At 65.3% G+C, this 18,372-nt stretch carries 16 protein-coding genes, 1 tRNA gene and 1 riboswitch; of the genes, 12 read left to right on the top strand and 5 right to left on the bottom strand.

Annotated elements, in window-relative coordinates:
* Positions 1 to 50: 50 nt before the first annotated feature.
* Positions 51 to 503: a hypothetical protein gene (locus tag VF617_RS10025; RefSeq protein ID WP_331014740.1), complete on the bottom strand. Its 453-nt coding sequence runs from the start codon at positions 501 to 503 to the stop codon at positions 51 to 53.
* An 87-nt stretch (positions 504 to 590) separates the two neighbouring features.
* On the opposite strand from VF617_RS10025, the gene VF617_RS10020 reads away from it, so the two are divergent.
* Together VF617_RS10020 and VF617_RS10015 are read left to right on the top strand one after the other, a co-directional pair.
* A complete protein-coding gene (locus VF617_RS10020) occupies positions 591 to 2,039 on the top strand; it encodes an FAD-binding oxidoreductase (protein WP_331014739.1) in 1,449 nt (482 codons plus the stop codon).
* A 61-nt stretch (positions 2,040 to 2,100) separates the two neighbouring features.
* On the top strand, positions 2,101 to 2,883 hold the full coding sequence (locus VF617_RS10015) for a SapC family protein (RefSeq protein ID WP_331014738.1): 783 nt from the start codon (positions 2,101 to 2,103) through the stop codon (positions 2,881 to 2,883).
* A 257-nt stretch (positions 2,884 to 3,140) separates the two neighbouring features.
* Here the strand turns inward: VF617_RS10015 and VF617_RS10010 are convergent, their stop codons facing one another.
* Entirely contained in the window at positions 3,141 to 3,986 is an 846-nt protein-coding gene (locus tag VF617_RS10010) for an N-formylglutamate amidohydrolase (protein ID WP_331014737.1), read from the bottom strand.
* A gap of 113 nt (positions 3,987 to 4,099) precedes the next feature.
* On the opposite strand from VF617_RS10010, the gene cpdR reads away from it, so the two are divergent.
* From cpdR to VF617_RS09995, 3 genes are all read left to right on the top strand, one after another.
* A complete protein-coding gene (gene cpdR, locus VF617_RS10005) occupies positions 4,100 to 4,474 on the top strand; it encodes a cell cycle two-component system response regulator CpdR (protein ID WP_331014736.1) in 375 nt (124 codons plus the stop codon).
* A 59-nt stretch (positions 4,475 to 4,533) separates the two neighbouring features.
* A tRNA-Val gene (locus tag VF617_RS10000) sits at positions 4,534 to 4,608 on the top strand.
* 58 nt (positions 4,609 to 4,666) lie between these two features.
* Positions 4,667 to 5,572 (top strand): class I SAM-dependent methyltransferase, encoded by a 906-nt coding sequence (locus tag VF617_RS09995; RefSeq protein ID WP_331014735.1) that lies wholly within the window; start codon positions 4,667 to 4,669, stop codon positions 5,570 to 5,572.
* On the opposite strand, the gene VF617_RS09990 is transcribed toward VF617_RS09995, so the two are convergent.
* From VF617_RS09990 to VF617_RS09980, 3 genes are read right to left on the bottom strand one after another with little or no spacing between them, the layout of a single operon-like run.
* On the bottom strand, positions 5,562 to 7,313 hold the full coding sequence (locus VF617_RS09990) for a response regulator (RefSeq protein ID WP_331014734.1): 1,752 nt from the start codon (positions 7,311 to 7,313) through the stop codon (positions 5,562 to 5,564). The genes VF617_RS09995 and VF617_RS09990 overlap by 11 nt on opposite strands.
* The gene (locus tag VF617_RS09985; protein ID WP_331014733.1) at positions 7,310 to 7,855 is read right to left on the bottom strand and encodes a YfiR family protein; all 546 of its coding nucleotides are present in this window, start codon (positions 7,853 to 7,855) and stop codon (positions 7,310 to 7,312) included. Before VF617_RS09985 ends, VF617_RS09990 begins: the two co-directional genes overlap by 4 nt.
* Positions 7,855 to 9,726, bottom strand: coding sequence for a TonB-dependent receptor plug domain-containing protein (locus VF617_RS09980; protein ID WP_331014732.1), 1,872 nt, complete (start codon positions 9,724 to 9,726; stop codon positions 7,855 to 7,857). The genes VF617_RS09985 and VF617_RS09980 overlap by 1 nt, the downstream gene beginning before the upstream one ends.
* Before the next feature lie 155 nt (positions 9,727 to 9,881).
* A riboswitch (cobalamin riboswitch) is annotated at positions 9,882 to 10,098 on the top strand.
* A 117-nt stretch (positions 10,099 to 10,215) separates the two neighbouring features.
* On the opposite strand from VF617_RS09980, the gene VF617_RS09975 reads away from it, so the two are divergent.
* From VF617_RS09975 to VF617_RS09945, 7 genes are all read left to right on the top strand, one after another.
* Entirely contained in the window at positions 10,216 to 12,099 is a 1,884-nt protein-coding gene (locus tag VF617_RS09975) for a TonB-dependent receptor plug domain-containing protein (protein ID WP_331014731.1), read from the top strand.
* A complete protein-coding gene (locus VF617_RS09970) occupies positions 12,099 to 12,920 on the top strand; it encodes an ABC transporter substrate-binding protein (protein WP_331014730.1) in 822 nt (273 codons plus the stop codon). The genes VF617_RS09975 and VF617_RS09970 overlap by 1 nt, the downstream gene beginning before the upstream one ends.
* Complete coding sequence (locus tag VF617_RS09965) at positions 12,917 to 13,888, top strand: iron ABC transporter permease (RefSeq protein ID WP_331014729.1); 972 nt, start codon at positions 12,917 to 12,919, stop codon at positions 13,886 to 13,888. The genes VF617_RS09970 and VF617_RS09965 overlap by 4 nt, the downstream gene beginning before the upstream one ends.
* Entirely contained in the window at positions 13,879 to 14,646 is a 768-nt protein-coding gene (locus tag VF617_RS09960) for an ABC transporter ATP-binding protein (RefSeq protein WP_331014728.1), read from the top strand. The genes VF617_RS09965 and VF617_RS09960 overlap by 10 nt, the downstream gene beginning before the upstream one ends.
* A gap of 77 nt (positions 14,647 to 14,723) precedes the next feature.
* Positions 14,724 to 16,235: a CoA-acylating methylmalonate-semialdehyde dehydrogenase gene (locus tag VF617_RS09955; RefSeq protein WP_331014727.1), complete on the top strand. Its 1,512-nt coding sequence runs from the start codon at positions 14,724 to 14,726 to the stop codon at positions 16,233 to 16,235.
* Between the two features lie 4 nt (positions 16,236 to 16,239).
* Positions 16,240 to 17,208, top strand: a complete 969-nt coding sequence (locus tag VF617_RS09950; protein ID WP_331014726.1) for a polysaccharide deacetylase family protein — start codon at positions 16,240 to 16,242, stop codon at positions 17,206 to 17,208.
* Positions 17,205 to 18,350: an acyl-CoA dehydrogenase family protein gene (locus VF617_RS09945; RefSeq protein WP_331014725.1), complete on the top strand. Its 1,146-nt coding sequence runs from the start codon at positions 17,205 to 17,207 to the stop codon at positions 18,348 to 18,350. The genes VF617_RS09950 and VF617_RS09945 overlap by 4 nt, the downstream gene beginning before the upstream one ends.
* The last annotated feature ends 22 nt before the right edge of the window (positions 18,351 to 18,372 follow it).

The raw sequence follows: 18,372 nt of genomic DNA, 5'->3' as shown, positions 1-18,372 counted from the left end.
AGCCTGCACGCGCTTGCGGATTTGCCCCGGAATGTCAAGGGAAACGGGCGTTAGCGTGCCGGGGTCAGGCTGCGAAACGCCTGGACGCCGCAGGAGCGCCCCGAACGCGAGCGGAAGGCATCGCGCCCCGCGCAGATCTTCTTGTCGGCAGTCGGCTTGACGTAAAAGCCCGAATAGAAGCCCAAAGCGGGGCAATCGTCGCCCAGCTTGGCGCGCAACAGCTTGCCGTCGTTCAGCAGCAGATCGACGCTGTCGGTGCGGTTGACCGAGAAGCCCGTAATCCGCTCGATCTTGACGCAATCCTCGGCCTTCTTCTCGACCATTGGGACCGGCACCGGCGATCGCATGATGATGGTTGTCGTCATCGTGACGCGGGGGACGTGTACGGTGATATGCTGCTGAAACAGCTCGATCGCGCGCTCCCAGTCCGGCGCCTGCGTCCCGGCCCCGGGCGCGACAAGAAACAGCAGCAATGCGGCTGGGGAAAACGGCGTGTTCAGCATGTCGGCTTCTGCTTCTAGGGCAAAGTCTTGAACAGTGGATGAACTGAGGCGTGAATTGCCCCCTGCGCCGTGCTACCTGCCGCCGTCATGTCGCCCGCGCAAGCCCAGATCGTGGAAACAATCCGCCAGCGCTTCGGCGACAGGGCGGTCACGGAAGATGCTGAAACGATCTCTCCATGGCTGAGCGATTGGCGCGATCGCTATCACGGCGCGGCGCCCGCGATGCTGATGCCAGCGTCTCGCGACGAAGTGGCGGCGATGGTAACGCTTGCCAATGAAGCTCGCGTCGCGCTGGTTCCCCAAGGGGGCAATACGGGGATGGTTGGCGGGGCTACTCCGCCCGAGGATGGATCGGCGCTTTTGCTGTCACTCAGGCGGATGAACCGCATCCGCTCGATCAGCGCGGAGGCGAACCTTGCCGTCGCCGAAGCCGGCGTGATCCTCGCCAATCTGCGCGACGCGGCCGAAAGCGCGGGGCGGCGCTTCCCGATGGATCTGGGCGCGCGCGGCAGCGCCACGATCGGCGGCCTGGTATCGACCAATGCGGGCGGAACCCAGGTCCTGCGCTTCGGCACGATGCGAAGCCTGGTGGCGGGCGTGGAGGCGGTGCTGCCCGATGGATCGGTGCATGATGGACTGGCAGCGCTTAAGAAGGACAATCGCGGCTATGATCTGACTCAATTGCTGATCGGCGCCGAAGGAACGCTGGGGATCGTCACCGCGGCTACGTTGCGCCTGGTGCCCGCGCTCGCCGCGCGCGCGGTCGCCTGGGTGGGGCTGGAAACCCCCGCCAAGGCACTGGCCCTGCTTCGCGCGATCGAAGCGAAGACCGATGCGATCGAGAGCTTCGAGATATTGCCATCCGACGTTCTCGACCTTGTGCTCGGCCATGTGCCCGGCACGCGCGCACCGCTTGCCGTACGCCACGCCTGGCACGTGCTGATCGAAGCCGTGGCCACCGATTCCGCGGCAGAGCCGCCCGCCGCGCTGCTCGAGCGGCTGCTTGCGCCCGCGCTCGAATCCCAACTGATCGGCGACGCGGTGATCGCCGCCAGCGAGGCGCAGGCTGAAGCGTTCTGGAAAATTCGCCACTCGATTTCCGAATCCGAACGCGCGGCGGGCCCTGCCGTGCAGCACGACATCTCCGTGCCGGTGGACGCCATGCCGCGCTTCATGGTCGATGGAGCCGCACAGGCGGAGGCGCGCTTCCCCGGAACCCGCGCGATCGCCTTCGGGCATCTGGGCGACGGCAACGTTCATTTCCACGTCGCCGCGCCGAAGGGAGCCGATCCCGACATCTTCTATGCCACCCAGGCGCAACCGATCACGCGGATGGTGCATGACATGGTCGTCGCCGCGGGCGGATCGATATCGGCCGAGCATGGGATCGGCCAGATGAAGCGTGCCGAACTGGAACGGCTGGGTCCCCCAAGCCGGATTGCCACGCTGAGGGCAATCAAGGCAGCATTGGACCCGCGGGGCATTCTCAATCCGGGGAAGCTCGTGGCGCTTGCGCCCGAGGCTCCCACGCCATAGACGACGCGACGCATTCCACATCATTTGCAGATTTTTTCGCTTTTTGTTTCAGGAGAGTATGATGGCGACCGCGCCACAGCAGCAGCTTCCGTTATTCTACAATCAGCTTGAGCCGCTTTCGAGCCAGACCCATGCCGATTTCAGCGTCCGCGCGGCGGACAAGGCGCCGTTCCTTGTCAACCAGCACGCCGTTCCCGTCACGGTCGAGGAATTCCCGCTGGTTCAGCGCTTCATGCCGATCGTGTTCTCGGCGGGCGAAGAACCCGTGCCGCTGGCGCTGATGGGGCTGAATGAGGGCGTCAACGTATTCGTGAACGAAGAAGGCGGGCTGCACGACGGCAATTTCTACGTACCAGCCTATATCCGCCGCTATCCCTATTTGCTCGCCAAGCTGCGGCCGGACACGGACGAGCTCTCGCTCTGCTTCGACCCGACTGCCGATACAGTCGGCAAGTTCGAGGACGGCCAGGCGTTGTTCGAAAATGGCGAGCCGAGCCAGCTGACCAAGGACATCCTGCAGTTCAACGAGCAATTCGAGCAGGCGGGCCAGCGCACCGCGATGTTCATGAAGGACCTCAAGGAGCTCGACCTGCTGACCGACGGCGAGACTTCGATCCAGCCCGAGGGCGCCGAGCAACCCTTCATCTATCGCGGCTTCATGATGGTCGATGAAAAGAAGCTCACCGAGCTGCGCGGCGACCAGCTTCGCAAGGTCGTCCAGAACGGCATGCTGCCGCTCGTCTATGCGCACCTCTTCTCGCTCCAGCTAATGCGCGAAATCTTCGCCAAGCAGGTTGCGCTGGGCAAGATGCCCCAGCCGCAGCTGGTGCCGCCGGTAGCGTAATCCAGCCGGGGCGCGGCGGTCCCCTTCACTGTGTTACCGCCGCTTTGCCCTCCTGGACCTAGGCTGGTGAACGGTTGATCGCGCAGCGGGCACGGCCGCCCGCAGCCACTTGAACTATCTGGGCTCTCAGCTATATTTGTCCTTGTACGGCTTCGTGTTTCCCCCTTTCGCGAAGCAGTGCAGCACGCCTTCGGGCGTGTACCTCCCTGAACCTTGGCCACCTCGCGGGAAACCGCGAGGTGGTTTTTTATGTGCCTTCATTCAGCGGCGAGGGCGGCGGGCAGCGCCTCGTCGGCCAGCGCATCGATGATTGCGCGCAGCATCGCCACCGTGCGCTTCAATCCCGGCCCCGGCATGTCGAGCGCCGCATCGAGATAGAGCGACCGATCGAATTCGAGCTGGATCGCGTGGACGCCGCGCCGCGGATCGCCATGCCGCTCCAGGATATGCCCGCCCGAATAGGGAGCGTTCGACGCGCTGGCGACACCGTGCGCACGGGCTACACCTTCGATGCGGCCAATGAAGCGCGCCGCGCACGATTTGCCGAACCGGTCCCCGAGCACCAGCCTTGGACTGGTCACCGGATTTCCAAGCGGGGGCATCGAATGCAAGTCGAGCAGGACTGCGACTCCGAAACGGGCCCGCGCGGACGCCAGGGCAGCGGCGAGCGCCGCATGATAGGGGCGGTGATCGCTGCGTATCCGCATCGCGACTTCCTCGGCGGAAAGCCTGCGCGACCAGATATCGCCCGAATTGCCCACGCGCCGCGGCACCAGCCCCAGTCCGCTGCGCAGCTTGGCGGAAAGCGGGGGGCCGCCCGATCGCGCGCCGTCGTCGAGGCGGGGGTCGCGCTCTTCCTCGCTGCGGTTCAGGTCGATCCAGGCGCGCGGCCGTTCGGCGACGAACAGAGTTTCTTGGCCCAGCGCCCCCAGCGCGAGCGCATCCGCATGCCGGTCCTCCAGCCCCCGGATGGCGCTGAGCGGCACCTGCAGCGCGGCCCGCAGCGGCAGCGGATAATCGCGCCCGGCATGGGGAACCGAAAGCACGACGGGGCTCAGGGGCTCGGCGGGGCCATGGCGCTGGTACGGGGGGGAAGCGGGCACGCGCCGAGCCTAGAGTTCGCATCCCCGCGCGGCAATGCGCGGCGTGCATATGCTGGAAATTCTTAAGGGCTTGGAGCATAGAATGCCGCCCGAGTGACCGGGGGTGGGAAAAGATGATCCGTATTCTGCTGGCCGAGGACGACCGAGTGATGCGGGAATATCTGACCCGCGCGCTTGAACGATCGGGCTATGCGGTCAGCGCAGTCGATCGCGGAACCGAAGCTATTCCCCTGCTGGAAAACGAGCAATTCGACCTGTTGCTCACCGATATCGTGATGCCTGAAATGGACGGGATCGAGCTCGCGCAAAAGGCTAGCGAGATCGCGCCGGACATGCGCGTGATGTTCATCACCGGCTTCGCCGCGGTTACGCTCAAGGCGGGCAAGCAAGTGCCCCAGGCGCGAATTCTCTCCAAGCCCTTCCACTTGCGCGACCTCGTTCTCGAGGTCGATCGGCTGTTCGAAGCCGAGAATGCCAGCCTGAACTAAAAGGCTCCCGCGGCGCTTGCACGCGCCAGCAAGCCCCGCTAGAGGCGACCATCCATTGGGGGCGTGTAGCTCAGTGGTAGAGCACTGTGTTGACATCGCAGGGGTCGCAAGTTCAATCCTTGCCACGCCCACCATTCAAAAAGCCCGCCCAGGTTTTGACCTGGCGGGCTTTTTAATGTCTGGCATCGGGCGATGACCCAGCCGGACGCCGCGCTGCTCGCGCTTCTTCGCATGCTCGCCGCGCGGGGCTATCGCTTCGTAACGCCGACGCCGGCGACGCATGCCCGCGTGATCGCCCGGCCTGACCGGCGGGAAGCGCGGTCGCTGGAGGATGCGCTGGGCTGGAGCCTGCCCTTCGCGCGGGATTTGCTCGACGGTGAAGTCCTTGAGCTTCTCGGCGCAGCGGAAGTGCTCGAGCCGGCGGGAGGCGGCTGGCGCTCGAACGTTCGCGTCTCTTCTCTGGGCGAGCGGCTGTATCTCCACTCGGCCTACCCGACCAAGGCCGAGGACGCAGTGTTCTTCGGCCCCGACAGTTATCGCTTCGCCAGCCTGATCCAGGCCGAGTTAGGCGAAGCCTCCGGCCATATCGTCGATATCGGCACTGGCGCTGGGGTGGGTGCGATCGTCGCGGGCGGCCTTTGCCCGCAGGCCCGGCTGACGATGACCGATATCAACCCGAAGGCGCTCCAGCTCGCGGCGATCAATGCAGAGGCGGCGGGCCTGACGGTGCGCGGCGTGCTTGGCGACGATCTGAGCGGCGTCGAGGGATCGGTGGACGTGGTGCTGGCCAATCCGCCCTACATCATCGACAAGTCGGATCGCGCATATCGCAACGGAGGCGGGATGCTGGGCGGGCAGGTGTCGCTCGACATGGCGCGGATGGCGTTGGCGCGGCTATTGCCCGGCGGGCGGTTCATCCTGTACACGGGAAGCGCGATCGTGAGCGGGCGCGACGGGCTGCGCGAGGCCCTTGAAGGCCTGGGAGGCGAGTTGCGCTACCGCGAGATCGACCCGGACGTTTTCGGCGAGGAGCTTGAGAATGAGGCGTATGCGCGGGTCGATCGCATCGCGCTGGTCGCGGCGGTCATTACGAAATAGCATGGGGCTTGGCGGCCAGCATATCCTCGAGCACCGATGCCAGCGCTTCCAGCCGATAGGGCTTGAGTAGCACCGGGCGGCCACCCGCGCCGGATCGCGCAATCTCATCGCTATAGCCGGTAGTCAGCACGATCGGCGTGCCGGGATAGAGCCGATCTAGCGTGTCGGCCAGTTCGATCCCGCTCATTGACGGCATCACTACATCGGTCAGCACCACATCGAAGCGCGCGACGGCGGCTATCTCCAGTGCCTCGGCTCCCGATCGCGCGCGGGTGACCTGGTGGCCCAGTTCGCGCAACAGCGCCTCGGCGAACTCGCCGACTTCCTCGTTATCCTCGACCAAGAGCACGTTTCCGGTCAAGCCCCTGCGGCTGCTCGTCTCCGTGGCTGCCGCGGGCGTAAGCTCCAGCCCGGAACAAGGCAGCAGGATCGTCACGCGAGTGCCTTCGCCCGGTTCGCTGTGGATATGCAGGTCACCCCCCGATTGAGTCGCGAAGCCATAGACCTGGCTCAGGCCGAGGCCCGTACCCTTGCCAGCGGCCTTGGTGGTGAAGAAAGGCTCCATCGCGCGTTCGATGGTCGCGGCATCCATGCCTAAGCCTTCGTCGTGCACGCAAACCGCGATCATCGGGCCATTTTCACCCTCGTGCACTGCGGTGGCGATCTTCAGTGTACCGCCATCGGGCATCGCGTCGCGTCCGTTGACTGCGATGTTGAGCACGGCGGAAACGAGCTGGGCGCGGTCCGCCTCCACGGTGCACACGCCTTCCGCGAGGTCAGTCTCGACCTTAACGCGCTCGCCAAGCGCACGGTCGAGCAGCTCGATCATGCCGGAGATCATCGCATTGACGTCGATCACTTCGGGCTGGAGCGGCTGGCGGCGGGCGAAGGCGAGCAATTGGCCGGTGAGCGCGGCCGCGCGGGCGGCGGCCTGGACGATGGCGTCGGCGAAACGCTTGCGCCGGTCCTCCGCCAGGCCGGGGCGCTGGAGCATGTCCGCCGAACCCTGGATCACGGTCAGCAAATTATTGAAGTCGTGTGCGATGCCGCCGGTGAGCTGGCCCAGCGCCTGCATCTTCTGCGCTTGGCGCAGTTGGTCCTCGGCCTTGGCGCGCTCGGCGATCTGGTGAGTCAGCTCGGCATTGGTCTCGGCAAGCGTCGCCGCGCGCGCTTCCAGCTCGAGATTTGCGCGGCGGAGCATCGATTGCGCGATCCCGAGCACGATCACGAAGACCGCCGCCATGAGAACGAGGAGCCCGATAAGCGCATAACGGCCGATCCGCGTATCGATGGGCTGCCGATCGATTACGAGGCGGACGACGCCGATCTGCTTGCCGCCGCTGACGACCGGCGCCTCGGCGACCAGGCCAGGAGTCGCCGTCGCGCGCGACTCAGCCAGCGTCGGCTTCTGCGGCTGCCCGTCCCGCCGATAGCCGGCCACCCGCGAGCCGGCCCGATCGTAGATCGCGACGCCGCGTATCTGGCGATTGACTCGCATCGCCTCGGCGGCCTCTTGTGCTGCGACGGAATCGCCGAAATCGAGCGCCGCGACGATACTGGCGGCGAGAATCTCGCCCTGAACGCGCGTTTCCTCGCTTTTCTGCTGCTGATAGCTCGATTCGCTCTGGACGATGATCGCGGTGGCCGCGGCCAGGATCACCAATGCCACGATCCCCGCGGCCAAAGCGGCGGGCAGGTTGCGCAGCCAGGCGGCGACCCTCGCCACGAGATTGCCGTTCATTGCTTCACGCCCACTGCGAGCGCGAGCAGCCGCGAGCTGATCGAAATGCCGCGCGCGGATGCGCTTGCCTGATCCACGTAGAAGCGTACCCGTCCGTCAACGATCGCGAAATGAATCATTCCGCGCGCGTTGCCCCAGCGCGCATCGGTAACCGTAAGGGTCGACTGGCGCCCCAGTACCGCGAGCATCTGAAGCGTCGCCGCGTCTTTCGCTCCGGATACGAACGCGATGTTGCACCCTGCAACCGCCGCATTGTCGGTATTGGCGAAGCGGCGCACGGCCACGGGATGCCCCTCGATCGTCTCGCTTCCCGCCGAGCGATCTACCAGCGCGCGGAAGGGATCGCGGCCGATCAGGCAAAGATAGAAGGGCTGTCCTGGTGCTGGCCGCGCGGCAGAAGGCAGCTCCATATAGCGCGCGAACTTGGGCAGAAACGCCGCCTTGACTGCATCCTCGCTCGCCTGCGCATGCGCGGGCGCGGCGGACAGCGCAAACGCTGCCGCCACGGCGCACAATGCCGGCCGGAGGAGCCATGCTCGCATCAGAATCGCAGCCGCGTTCCGGCCCAGACGCTGCGCTCGATCCGTTGGGAGCGCTGCGCATCGTTGCTTTCAAGATGCGAATCGTGAAGCAGGTTTTCGCCTGCGACGAACAGCTCCACCTTGTCACTCAGCCTGACCGCGAGTCGGGCGTCCGCCTCGACATAGCCGTCGAGCTGGGGGGTATCGAGGCCATCGATCGCTCGCAACCCGGCGTCGAAGAGAATGCCGTGCGGCAGCGTCATCTGGGAGCGCAGCGAGAATTGATAATCCGGGTCTTGGCCCAGCGAGGCGCGGCCGGTCAGGTCGGCCTGGCCCGGGCGCAATTCGAATTCCTTGTGCAGCCACAATGCACTGCCGGTGAGGCGCCACCAGGGCGTCACCTGCTGCGTGATCTGCGCCTCGATTCCTATCGTTTTCCCGCGAAGGTCGTTGGCGAGCTGGAGGGGCAGGGGGTTGCCGATGAACCTGGCGCTGCGCAGATCGACATAGTGATTGTAGAATACCGAAACCGACAGCGCGGTGGCAGGCCCGGGCTGGCCGCGATAGCCGGCCTCGAACGCAATCAGCTTTTCCGATGCGAAGGCGGGCGCCTTGGCAAGGATAACGGGCTCGGTGAGGTTGCGGTCGATCCGCGAGGGCGTGCGCACCGCGCGCGAAACCGAGGCCCATAGAAGTGTCTTTTCGCCGGGCTGCCAGGCCAGGCGAAGATTGGGCAGCACCTGAATCCCCGTAAAGGTCGATCCTTCGAGCTTGAGGCCGGCCGTCACGGAAAAATGCGGCGAGAGCGCGACGCGGTCCTGCACGAAGCCGTTGCCGATCCACAAGCGGGCTCGCGGGGGGTCGAGCTGGAAATTGTTCAGATTGTTTATGAATTCATCGCGCGTCGTGCGCAGGCCAAATCCGGCGACGATTCGGTGACCGCCCGCAGTCAGATTATACTGCGTTTCCACATCGAAGGTTTCCAGCACGTCGACGGTCAGCAATTCGCGGCGCTGGAAATAGTCGTAATAGGCTTGAACCCGGAATTGCGATGCGTCGCTCAAGTCGCCGGTCCAGCGCGCTAGCAGATTGCGCCCGCGATTGCCGTCCCCGGCGATACGGAAGGTCTCGTTGTCGAACATGTCGCCTTGAACCGTCACATGGCTGGCCTCGCCAGCCATGTCGGCGCGAAAGCCCGCCTGCCAGCCCCGGATCGAATCGTTGAAGTCCGGAGTGCGCCCCGCCGGGCTGTCGCCACGATCGAACCAGTTGCCATAGACGCGGACGGCTGCGGACTCGCCCAGCTTGAAGCCGTACCGCGCACCCACGGTCCGCTGGTTGGCGCCGATCGTTCCCCGTACAATGCCGCCCTGGGCGTCCCTTGCGTCCTTGGAGACGATGCTGATCACGCCGTTCACTGCGTTGGGGCCATAGAGCGTTCCCCCCGGCCCGCCCACCACTTCGATCTGGGCGATATCCTCTAGGAACGGCGACCGCAGTTCCCAGAACACGCCCGATTGAAGCGTCGAATAAACACTGCGCCCATCAACCAGCACCAGCAGCTTGTTCGCCGGCTCATATCCCCCGAAGCCACGTGAGCTGATCGCATATTGCGTAGTGTTAACGCGCTCGACCTGGAGATTGGGAGCCTGACGCAGTACTTCGGGGATCGATGTCGCCGATGAGCGAAGAATGTCGTCGTTGGTAATGACATAGGCCGCGTTCGGAACCGAGCTCAGCGGCTCGTCGCGCTTCGAAGCGGCGCTGACGGGTATCTGCGCGAGTTCCTCGATCGAAAGGCTGGAAAGATCCTGCGGTTCTTGATCGTCCGCCTGCGCCGGGAAGGGCGCCAGGGCGAAAAGGGGGAGCCACCACCGCTTTGCCATGTTCATCACTTTCGCGTCGCTCGCCCCCCGGCTGCGGCGCTTGTCATGTTTCGGCGCCCGGGGGTCAAGCACCCAGCAGGAAACAATTTATCCCGCTACGCTTGCGTAACGACCGTGGCGCTGCCCGGTTCCACGGGGTTGCGCCTGGCCGGCCCACGGCCTAGGGCGAATGTGTGACAGGTTCCTCGCAAGGGGATCAAAAGGGAACTCGGTGGTCCAGCGTGCAGCGCAAGCTGTCGCTTGGCTGATGCCGAGGCTGCCCCCGCAACTGTGACCGGCGAGCTGGTTCGCCACGATGCCACTGAGCGCAAGCTCGGGAAGGCGGCGCGCCAGCATTGACCCGGGAGCCAGGAGACCTGCCCGTCACGGTCGATTCCTTTGCGCGGGCGGGGTGCACCGGGCGAACGAGGGCGAAACCCCTTGCGTGAGCGACACCGAACCGGGTCGCCCGCGCCTTTTCCAGGCCAAGGCGACCCTGAAAAAGGGTGTCTTGTGATGAAGAAGTTCCATATTTTACTGTTCGCCGGCGCGGCCTTTGCCGCCGATCCAGCATGTGCCCAGAACGCGCCTGTCCCCGAGGACGAAATCGTCATCGCGGATCGACGCCGCACCGATATCATCGTCGTCGCATCGGGCATCGGTGAGCTGCCGGAGAATGTGGGTCGCGCAGTGACGCTGATTGAGCGCGAGGAGATCGAGCGGCGGCAGACGGTAGCGCTTTCCGACCTGCTGGGCACCACCCCCGGCGTGACGGTGTCCCGCAACGGCGGGCTGGGGGGCTTCACCGGAGTGCGCATTCGCGGCGCGGAGGCCGAGCAGACGCTGGTTCTTCTCGACGGAGTGCGAGTCAATGATCCTTCCTCGCCCGGGGGCGGCTTCGATTTCGGCAATTTGCTCGCCGGATCGATCGAGCGCGTCGAAATATTGCGCGGCGCGAACTCCGTGGTCTGGGGCAGCCAGGCCATCGGGGGCGTAGTCAATGTCGTCACCCGCGATGGCGATTATGGCTTCGAGGCGTCCGGCAACGCCGAATATGGCTCGCAGAACAGCTTGTTCGCCAATGCGGCGCTGAGCCGGGGGGGGCAGAAGGTGCGCGCGACGGTCACGGCGGGCTATGCGCGCACCGACGGCATCTCCGCCGCCGCGAATGGCGCCGAGGCCGACGGCTATCGCCAATTCGGATCGAGCGGGCGCGTCGAAGCCGATCTGTCCCCGAGCGTCTCCGTCGATCTGCGGGGATATTATGCCAACAGCCGCACCGAGCTCGACGGCTTTCCCCCGCCCGCTTATTCCTTTGCCGACACGGCCGAATATTCGACTGCGAAGGAGCTCTATGGCTATGCCGGGTTCAAGGCCGCCCTGCTCGATGATGCGCTGCGCAACCGGCTGAGCATCTCGATCGCCCGAATCGATCGGGACAATTTCGATCCGGCCTTTGGCGCGGCCCCGACGTTCATCGGCCGCGGGCGCAGCGAGCGCTATGAATATCAGGGTGTCGCGCGCCCCGGGGAGGGATTGGAAGCCGTGTTCGGCGTCGAGCATGAGGACAGCCGCTTCAACGACGGCACGACCTTCGCCGCGACCGGCGTCACCAGCTTCTATGGGCAGGCGATCGTCAGCCCGGCCGATGGAGCGACCTTCACCGCCGGCCTACGCAATGACGATCACCAGACCTTCGGCAGCCATGCCAGCTTCGGCCTCAGCGCGGCGTTTCGCGCGGCCTGGGGGACGATCCTGCGCGGCAGCTATAGCGAAGGCTTCAAGGCGCCGACGCTTTATCAGCTCTACAGCTTCTATGGCACGCCCGGGCTGCAACCGGAGACTGCGCGCAGCTACGATCTTGGCGCCGAGCAACGGCTGCTCGGCGGAGCGGCGACACTGAAGGCGACATGGTTCCGCCGGAACACGGCCAATCAGATCGATTTCGATCTCGGCACTTTCACGTACGCCAATATCGCGCGGACGCGGACCGAGGGGGTGGAGCTGGAGCTCAGCGCCCAACTGTTCGGCGACCTGGAAGTGCGGGGCAGCTATACGCATCTGAATGCGGAGAATCGCTCGCCGGGGGCTAATCTTGGCAAGGAGCTCATTCGCCGCCCCCGTGATTCGGCGAGCCTGTCGGCTGACTATCGTTTCGGCGAAGGACCGAGCATCGGCGGCACGCTCACAATGGTGGGCCGCAGTTTCGACAATCCGGGGAACACGCTGGTCCTTCAGGGTTATGCGCTGGCGAGCATCCGCGTCGAGATGCCGCTGGGCAAACGCTTGGCGTTGTATGGCCGCGTGGAAAATCTGTTCGACGAAGAATACCAGACGGTCGCGGGATATGGCACGCTTGGCCGCTCGGGCCATGCCGGCATCCGGCTGCGCTTCGACTGATGCACCGCGCCGCGCTTCTTTGCCTGATCATGGCGGGCTGCGCGGCGCAGCCGCCCCGCGGCGGCGGTATCGTCTCGACCAATCCCTGCGCCGACGCGATATTGGTCGAGCTCGTGCCGCCGCAGCGGATTTCGGCGATCAGCCATTATTCGCAAGACCCGGCGGCGACCTCCATCCCGCTGGGCATCGCCCGTCGCTTCCGGGTCAGTCACGGCACGGCCGAAGAGGTGGTGGCTATGCGGCCCGAACTGGTGATCGCAAGCAGCTTCACATCGCCCGCGACGCGTGAAGCCTATGCGCGGGCGGGCCTGAAGGCGCTGTATCTCGATTCGCCTCTCACGATCGAAGCGAGCAAGGCGCAGGTGAGTGAGCTGGCGGGCGCGCTGGGGGTCGCCCCGGCAGGCGCGGCGATGAACGCGCGGATCGATCGGGCCGTCGATGCGGCAAGCTGGAGAGGCGCGCAAATCCCCGCGCTGATCTGGATCGGCGGCAATCTCGTCTCGGGCGGCGGCAATCTGCTCGACGAAATGATGACGCGCGCGGGGTTCTCGGATCACGCCGCGCATTACGGGCTGCAATTCACCGGCTACCTGCCGATCGAACATGTCGTGGTCGATCCGCCCAAAGTGATGCTCGTCCCCGACGAACCGGGCCGCGCCGCATCCTCGCGCGCGGCGCAACTCCGCAGTCGTGCGCTTGCCCGGCTTGGCGGCAAGGTCGCGGAGGCGCGCTTTCCGCGCGAACTGGTCAATTGCGGCGGACCGGTGATTGCCAAGGCAATGACGCGGCTGGCCGAAGTCCGGCGGAGCGTCTTGCAATGAGCCGAGGCGCGCTCGTCACCATATTGTCGCTACTGGTAGCCCTACTCTTCGCCGCCTCGCTGATGGCAGGCAAGGCCTGGGTGCCGCTCAGCGCCTGGTTCTCGGCCGATCCGCGCTGGTGGATAATCGCGGAGCTGCGCCTGCCGCGCGCGATCCTTGGCCTGGGCGTCGGAGCGGCGCTGGGACTGACCGGGGCGGTGCTTCAGGGCTATTTGCGCAACCCGCTTGCCGATCCGGCGGTGGTCGGCGTTTCCTCGACCGCGGCGCTCGGCGCCGTCGGCTCGATCGTCTTGCTTTCGGCCAGCGCTCCGCTCGTCATCTTCGGCAGTGCGATGCTGGCGGCCGGCGGAGGGATGGCGCTCCTGGCCGGACTAGCTTGGCGCTCGCAAAGCACAGTAGCGTTCATCCTGGCCGGCACCGTGCTGGCGAGTCTGGCCGGCGCGCTCACCGCCTTCCTTATATCGATCGCCCCCAATCCCTACGCCACTGCCGAGATCATCGACTGGATCATGGGCTCGCTCACCGATCGCAGCTTCTCCGAAGTACAGTTCGCCATGCCCTTCATCGCGGCAGGCTGCGCGGCCTTGCTCTTCACTGGCCGTGCGCTCGACGCGTTGACGCTGGGCGAGGATGCCGCGCGCTCGATGGGCATGCGGCTTGAGCGGACGCAGATGCTGATCGTGCTTGGCGCGGGGCTGGCGGTCGGCGCCAGCGTTGCGGTTACTGGGGTGGTCGGCTTTGTCGGACTTATCGTCCCACATTTGCTGCGCCCGCTGACAGGCGCGCGTCCCTCGGCGCTGCTGCTGCCCTCCGCGCTCGGCGGCGCGGCTTTGGTGCTCGCGGCGGACAGCCTCGTCCGCCTCGGTCCCGGCGCGACCGAAATCCGCCTCGGCGTCGCAATGGCGCTGATCGGCACGCCGTTCTTTTTCGCTCTGCTCATCAAGATGCGGCGGTCGGCATGGATCTGACTGTCACCAATCTCTCGGTCAGCCTGGGCAAACGTAACGTGCTGGAGGATGTCAGCGCAGTGCTGCGCCCGGGCCGCGTCACCGCCATTCTCGGTGCAAACGGATCGGGCAAGACCACTTTGGTCAAGGCGCTCGCGGGCCTGCTGCCTGGCGATGTCCGCCTCGGCCGCCAGCGCATCGACGCGCTCGACTCCCGCGAACGTGCCCGGACGATCGGCTATCTGCCGCAGGAGGGGGCGGTGCACTGGGACGTAACCGTCGAAAGCCTGGTCGCACTCGGCCGCCTGCCGCACCGCGCGCCATTTGGAGGGCTCTCGCCGCGCGATCAGGAGGCAATCACCGGCGCAATGGCCGCGACCGATGTCCAAGACTTGGCCGATCGCCTGGTCGCCGATCTTTCCGGCGGCGAGCGCGCCCGCGTGCTTCTCGCCCGCGTCCTTGCCGGCCAGCCTTTATGGCTGCTCGCCGACGAGCCCCTCGCCAGCCTCGATCCGGTTCACCAACTCGGCTTGCTGGAACGCCTTCGCGTACTGGCGGGGGAGGGGATGGGCATAGCCATCGTCCTCCACGATCTCGTCCAGGCCGCCCGCGCCGCTGACGATGTCCTCCTCCTCAAGCAGGGCCGCATAGTCGCATTCGCGCCCGCCGCGGCGGCGCTTTCGCCCGAGAATCTGCGCACTGCGTTCGGGGTGGAGGTCTTGCAGGTTCCGGATGAGGCAGGACGCCTGCTGCCCGTCCCGATAGGCAGGAGCCGCTGACAGAGCGGCTTCGCTGTGCCAAAGTAATTTAATTACAAACGCGAGTCGGCCGTGCCGGCGCGTGAGAGGAGAGCATTTTGCGTATCATCGACCATGTCATCGCTGGCCATTCGGGCGGAGGAGCCGGGCGCTCGGGTGACGTTTACGATCCCAATACCGGACAGATCCAGGCGCGGGTGAACCTGGGCGTCCAGGCCGATCTCGACCGCGCCGTCGCAGCCGCACAGGCCGCGCAGCCGGCATGGGCGGCGACCAACCCCCAGCGCCGCGCGCGCGTGATGTTCAACTTCAAGGCTTTGGTCGAAGCTAACATGGACGAGCTGGCGTATCTGCTCTCGTCCGAGCACGGCAAGGTCATCGCGGACTCCAGGGGCGACATCCAGCGCGGGCTCGAAGTGATCGAGTTCGCCTGCGGCATCCCCCATGTTCTAAAGGGCGAGTACACCCCGGGCGCCGGGCCCGGCATCGACGTTTATTCGATGCGCCAGCCGCTCGGCATCGGCGCGGGGATCACCCCGTTCAACTTTCCCGCGATGATTCCGCTCTGGATGAGCGGCGTGGCGATCGCGTGCGGCAATGCCTTCATCCTGAAGCCTTCCGAGCGCGATCCTTCAGTGCCGGTGCGGCTTGCCGAGCTGTTCAGCGAAGCGGGCTTGCCGGACGGCATCTTCCAGGTCGTCCACGGCGACAAGGAAATGGTCGATGCGATCCTCGACCATCCGGCGATCAGCGCGGTGAGCTTCGTCGGCTCTTCGGACATCGCCCATTACGTCTACCGCCGCGGTGTGGATGCGGGGAAGCGCGTTCAGGCCATGGGCGGGGCCAAGAACCACGGCATCGTCATGCCCGATGCCGATCTCGATCAGGTCGTCGCCGATCTCTCGGGTGCAGCGTTTGGTTCGGCGGGCGAGCGCTGCATGGCGCTGCCGGTCGTGGTGCCCGTCGGCGACAAGACCGCCGATGCATTGCGTGAAAAGCTCATTCCCGCCATCGCCGCGCTACGCGTCGGCGTCAGCACCGACAACGACGCGCATTACGGCCCCGTGGTGAATGCGGCGCACAAGCAGCGCGTCGAGAACTGGATCCAGACTGGCGTCGACGAAGGCGCCGAGCTCGTGGTGGACGGCCGCGGCTTCGAGCTGCAGGGGCATGAGGAAGGCTTCTTCATCGGGCCGTCGCTGTTCGACCGAGTCACGACCGACATGGAAAGCTACAAGGAAGAGATTTTCGGCCCGGTCCTCCAGATCGTCCGCGCGCCTGATTTCGAGACCGCGCTGCGGCTTCCCAGCGAGCACCAGTACGGCAACGGCGTCGCGATCTTCACGCGCAACGGCCATGCCGCACGCGAGTTCGCCGCGCGGGTGAATGTCGGCATGGTCGGCATCAACGTGCCGATCCCGGTGCCGGTGGCGTATCACTCGTTCGGCGGCTGGAAGCGCTCCGCATTCGGCGACACCAATCAGCACGGCATGGAAGGCGTGAGGTTCTGGACGAAAACGAAGACCATCACCCAGCGCTGGCCCGATGGTGGGGCCAATGACCTTGGGGGCGATGCCGCCAATGCCTTCGTGATCCCCACGATGGGCTGATGCAGTGATCCGCCTGCTCCTCTTCATCGTCGCACTGATGTTCGTGGTCCGCGCAGAGCCGATCGCGACCGTCGATGCGTCGGCGCCGCAGGAGCATAGGAAGCTGATCGCCCTGAGCTTCGACGATGTGCCGCGAATGCGGGGCGCGTTCCTGACCCCGCAGGAACGCGGCGAGCGGTTGATCGCGGTTCTGAAGGAAAAGCAGGTGGATCAGGCCGCCTTCTTCCTCAATCCCGGCCAGCTTACCGAATATGGCGACACGAAGGGCGCGACACAGCGGATCAAGGACTATGTCGCCGCCGGCCACGTCCTCGCCAACCACAGCTTCACCCACCCGCGCCTGGCCAATATCAGCGCCGCCGATTACTTGTCCAATATCGATGCGGCCGAGATTTGGCTCTCCAGGCAGCCGGGGCATCGTCCCTGGTTCCGTTACCCGTTCCTCAATGAGGGCGGAAAGGACATGGCCAAACGAGATGTGATCCGCGCCGGCCTGAAGGCGCGCGGGCTCCTGAATGCCTATGTCACCGTCGATGGCTCCGACTGGAACATGGAGGATCAGGCGCTGAGGGCTGTGAAGGCAGGCAAGAAGATCGACATGGATGCGCTCCGCGCTCTCTATGTCGAGACGCATGTCCAATCCGCCGACTTCACCGACGCGATGATGGTCCGCACGCTGGGGCGCTCGCCCGCGCACATGCTCCTGCTCCACGAAACCGATATGGCTGCGCTCTTCCTCGGCGACCTGATCGACGCATTGCGAAAGGATGGCTGGGAAATCATCTCCGCCGACGGCGCCTTCGCCGATCCGATTTATCGCATGGCTCCCGAAACTCCTTACGCCGCCGGCACGTTGGCCGAAGCGCTGGCATGGGAGAAGGGGATTACCGGTCCGCGCTGGTACGAACGCAACAACACCCGCATCGCCAACGCGCTGTTCGCCGAGCGGGTGCTGCATGAGAAGGTACCATGACTACCCAGTTCGAACTCACCGACGAGCAGCTTCAGATCCAGGAAATGGCGCGCCAGTTCACAGCGGACGCAATCACCCCGCATGCCGCGGAGTGGGACGAGAACAGCATCTTCCCGCGTGACACGATCAAGTCTGCAGCGGAGTTGGGCTTCGCCTCGATCTACGTCTCCGAGGAATCGGGCGGGATCGGGCTTGGGCGGCTTGAATCGGTGCTGATCATGGAGGCGATGGCCTATGGCTGCGTGCCGACCAGCGCCTTCATCTCGATCCACAACATGGCGACCTGGATGATCGACCGGTTCGGATCGCAGGCAGTGAAGGACAAGTACCTTCCGTCGCTGATCTCCATGGAGCGGATGGCGAGCTATTGCCTGACCGAGCCGTCTTCGGGATCGGATGCCGCGGCGCTCAAGACCAAGGCGGTCAGGGACGGCGACCATTATGTCGTCAACGGCTCCAAGCAGTTCATCTCGGGCGCGGGCGTCAATGACATCTACGTCACCATGGTCCGCACCGGCGTGGAGGGTCCCAAGGGCATCAGCTGCCTGGTGATCGAGAAGGACATGCCCGGTGTCAGCTTCGGCGCCAAGGAGCGCAAGCTCGGCTGGAATGCGAGCCCCACCGCCGGCGTGACCTTCGAGAATGTCCGCGTCCCCGCCGAGAATATCGTCGGCGGCGAGGGAGAGGGCTTCCGCATCGCGATGATGGGGCTCGACGGTGGCCGTCTCAACATCGGAGCGACGTCGCTCGGCGGCGCGCAGCGCTGCCTCGACGAGGCCATCGCGTATACGAAGGAGCGCCAGCAATTCGGCAAGTCCATCGCGGATTTCCAGAACACCCAGTTCACGCTGGCCGACATGGCGACCGAGCTGGAAGCGGCCCGCGCGCTGCTCTATCTCGCCGCCGCGAAGGTGACCGCCAACGCGCCCGACAAGACCAAATTCGCCGCAATGGCCAAGCGCTTCGCTACCGACACCGCTAGCTCGGTGACCGACCGCGCACTCCAGCTCCATGGCGGATACGGCTATCTCAAGGACTATCCGATTGAGCGCTTCTGGCGCGACTTGCGTGTCAATACGATCCTAGAGGGCACCAACCAGGTGATGCGCATGATCGTCGGACGGGAGCTCACCCGTCAGTGATCACGGACATGACGCAGCGGCT

It is taken from the genome of Sphingomonas sp. (assembly GCF_036388215.1).
Classification (GTDB): domain Bacteria; phylum Pseudomonadota; class Alphaproteobacteria; order Sphingomonadales; family Sphingomonadaceae; genus Sphingomonas.
The sequence above is the reverse complement of the archived record's forward strand: the minus strand, read 5'-3'. Positions and strand labels throughout refer to the sequence as shown.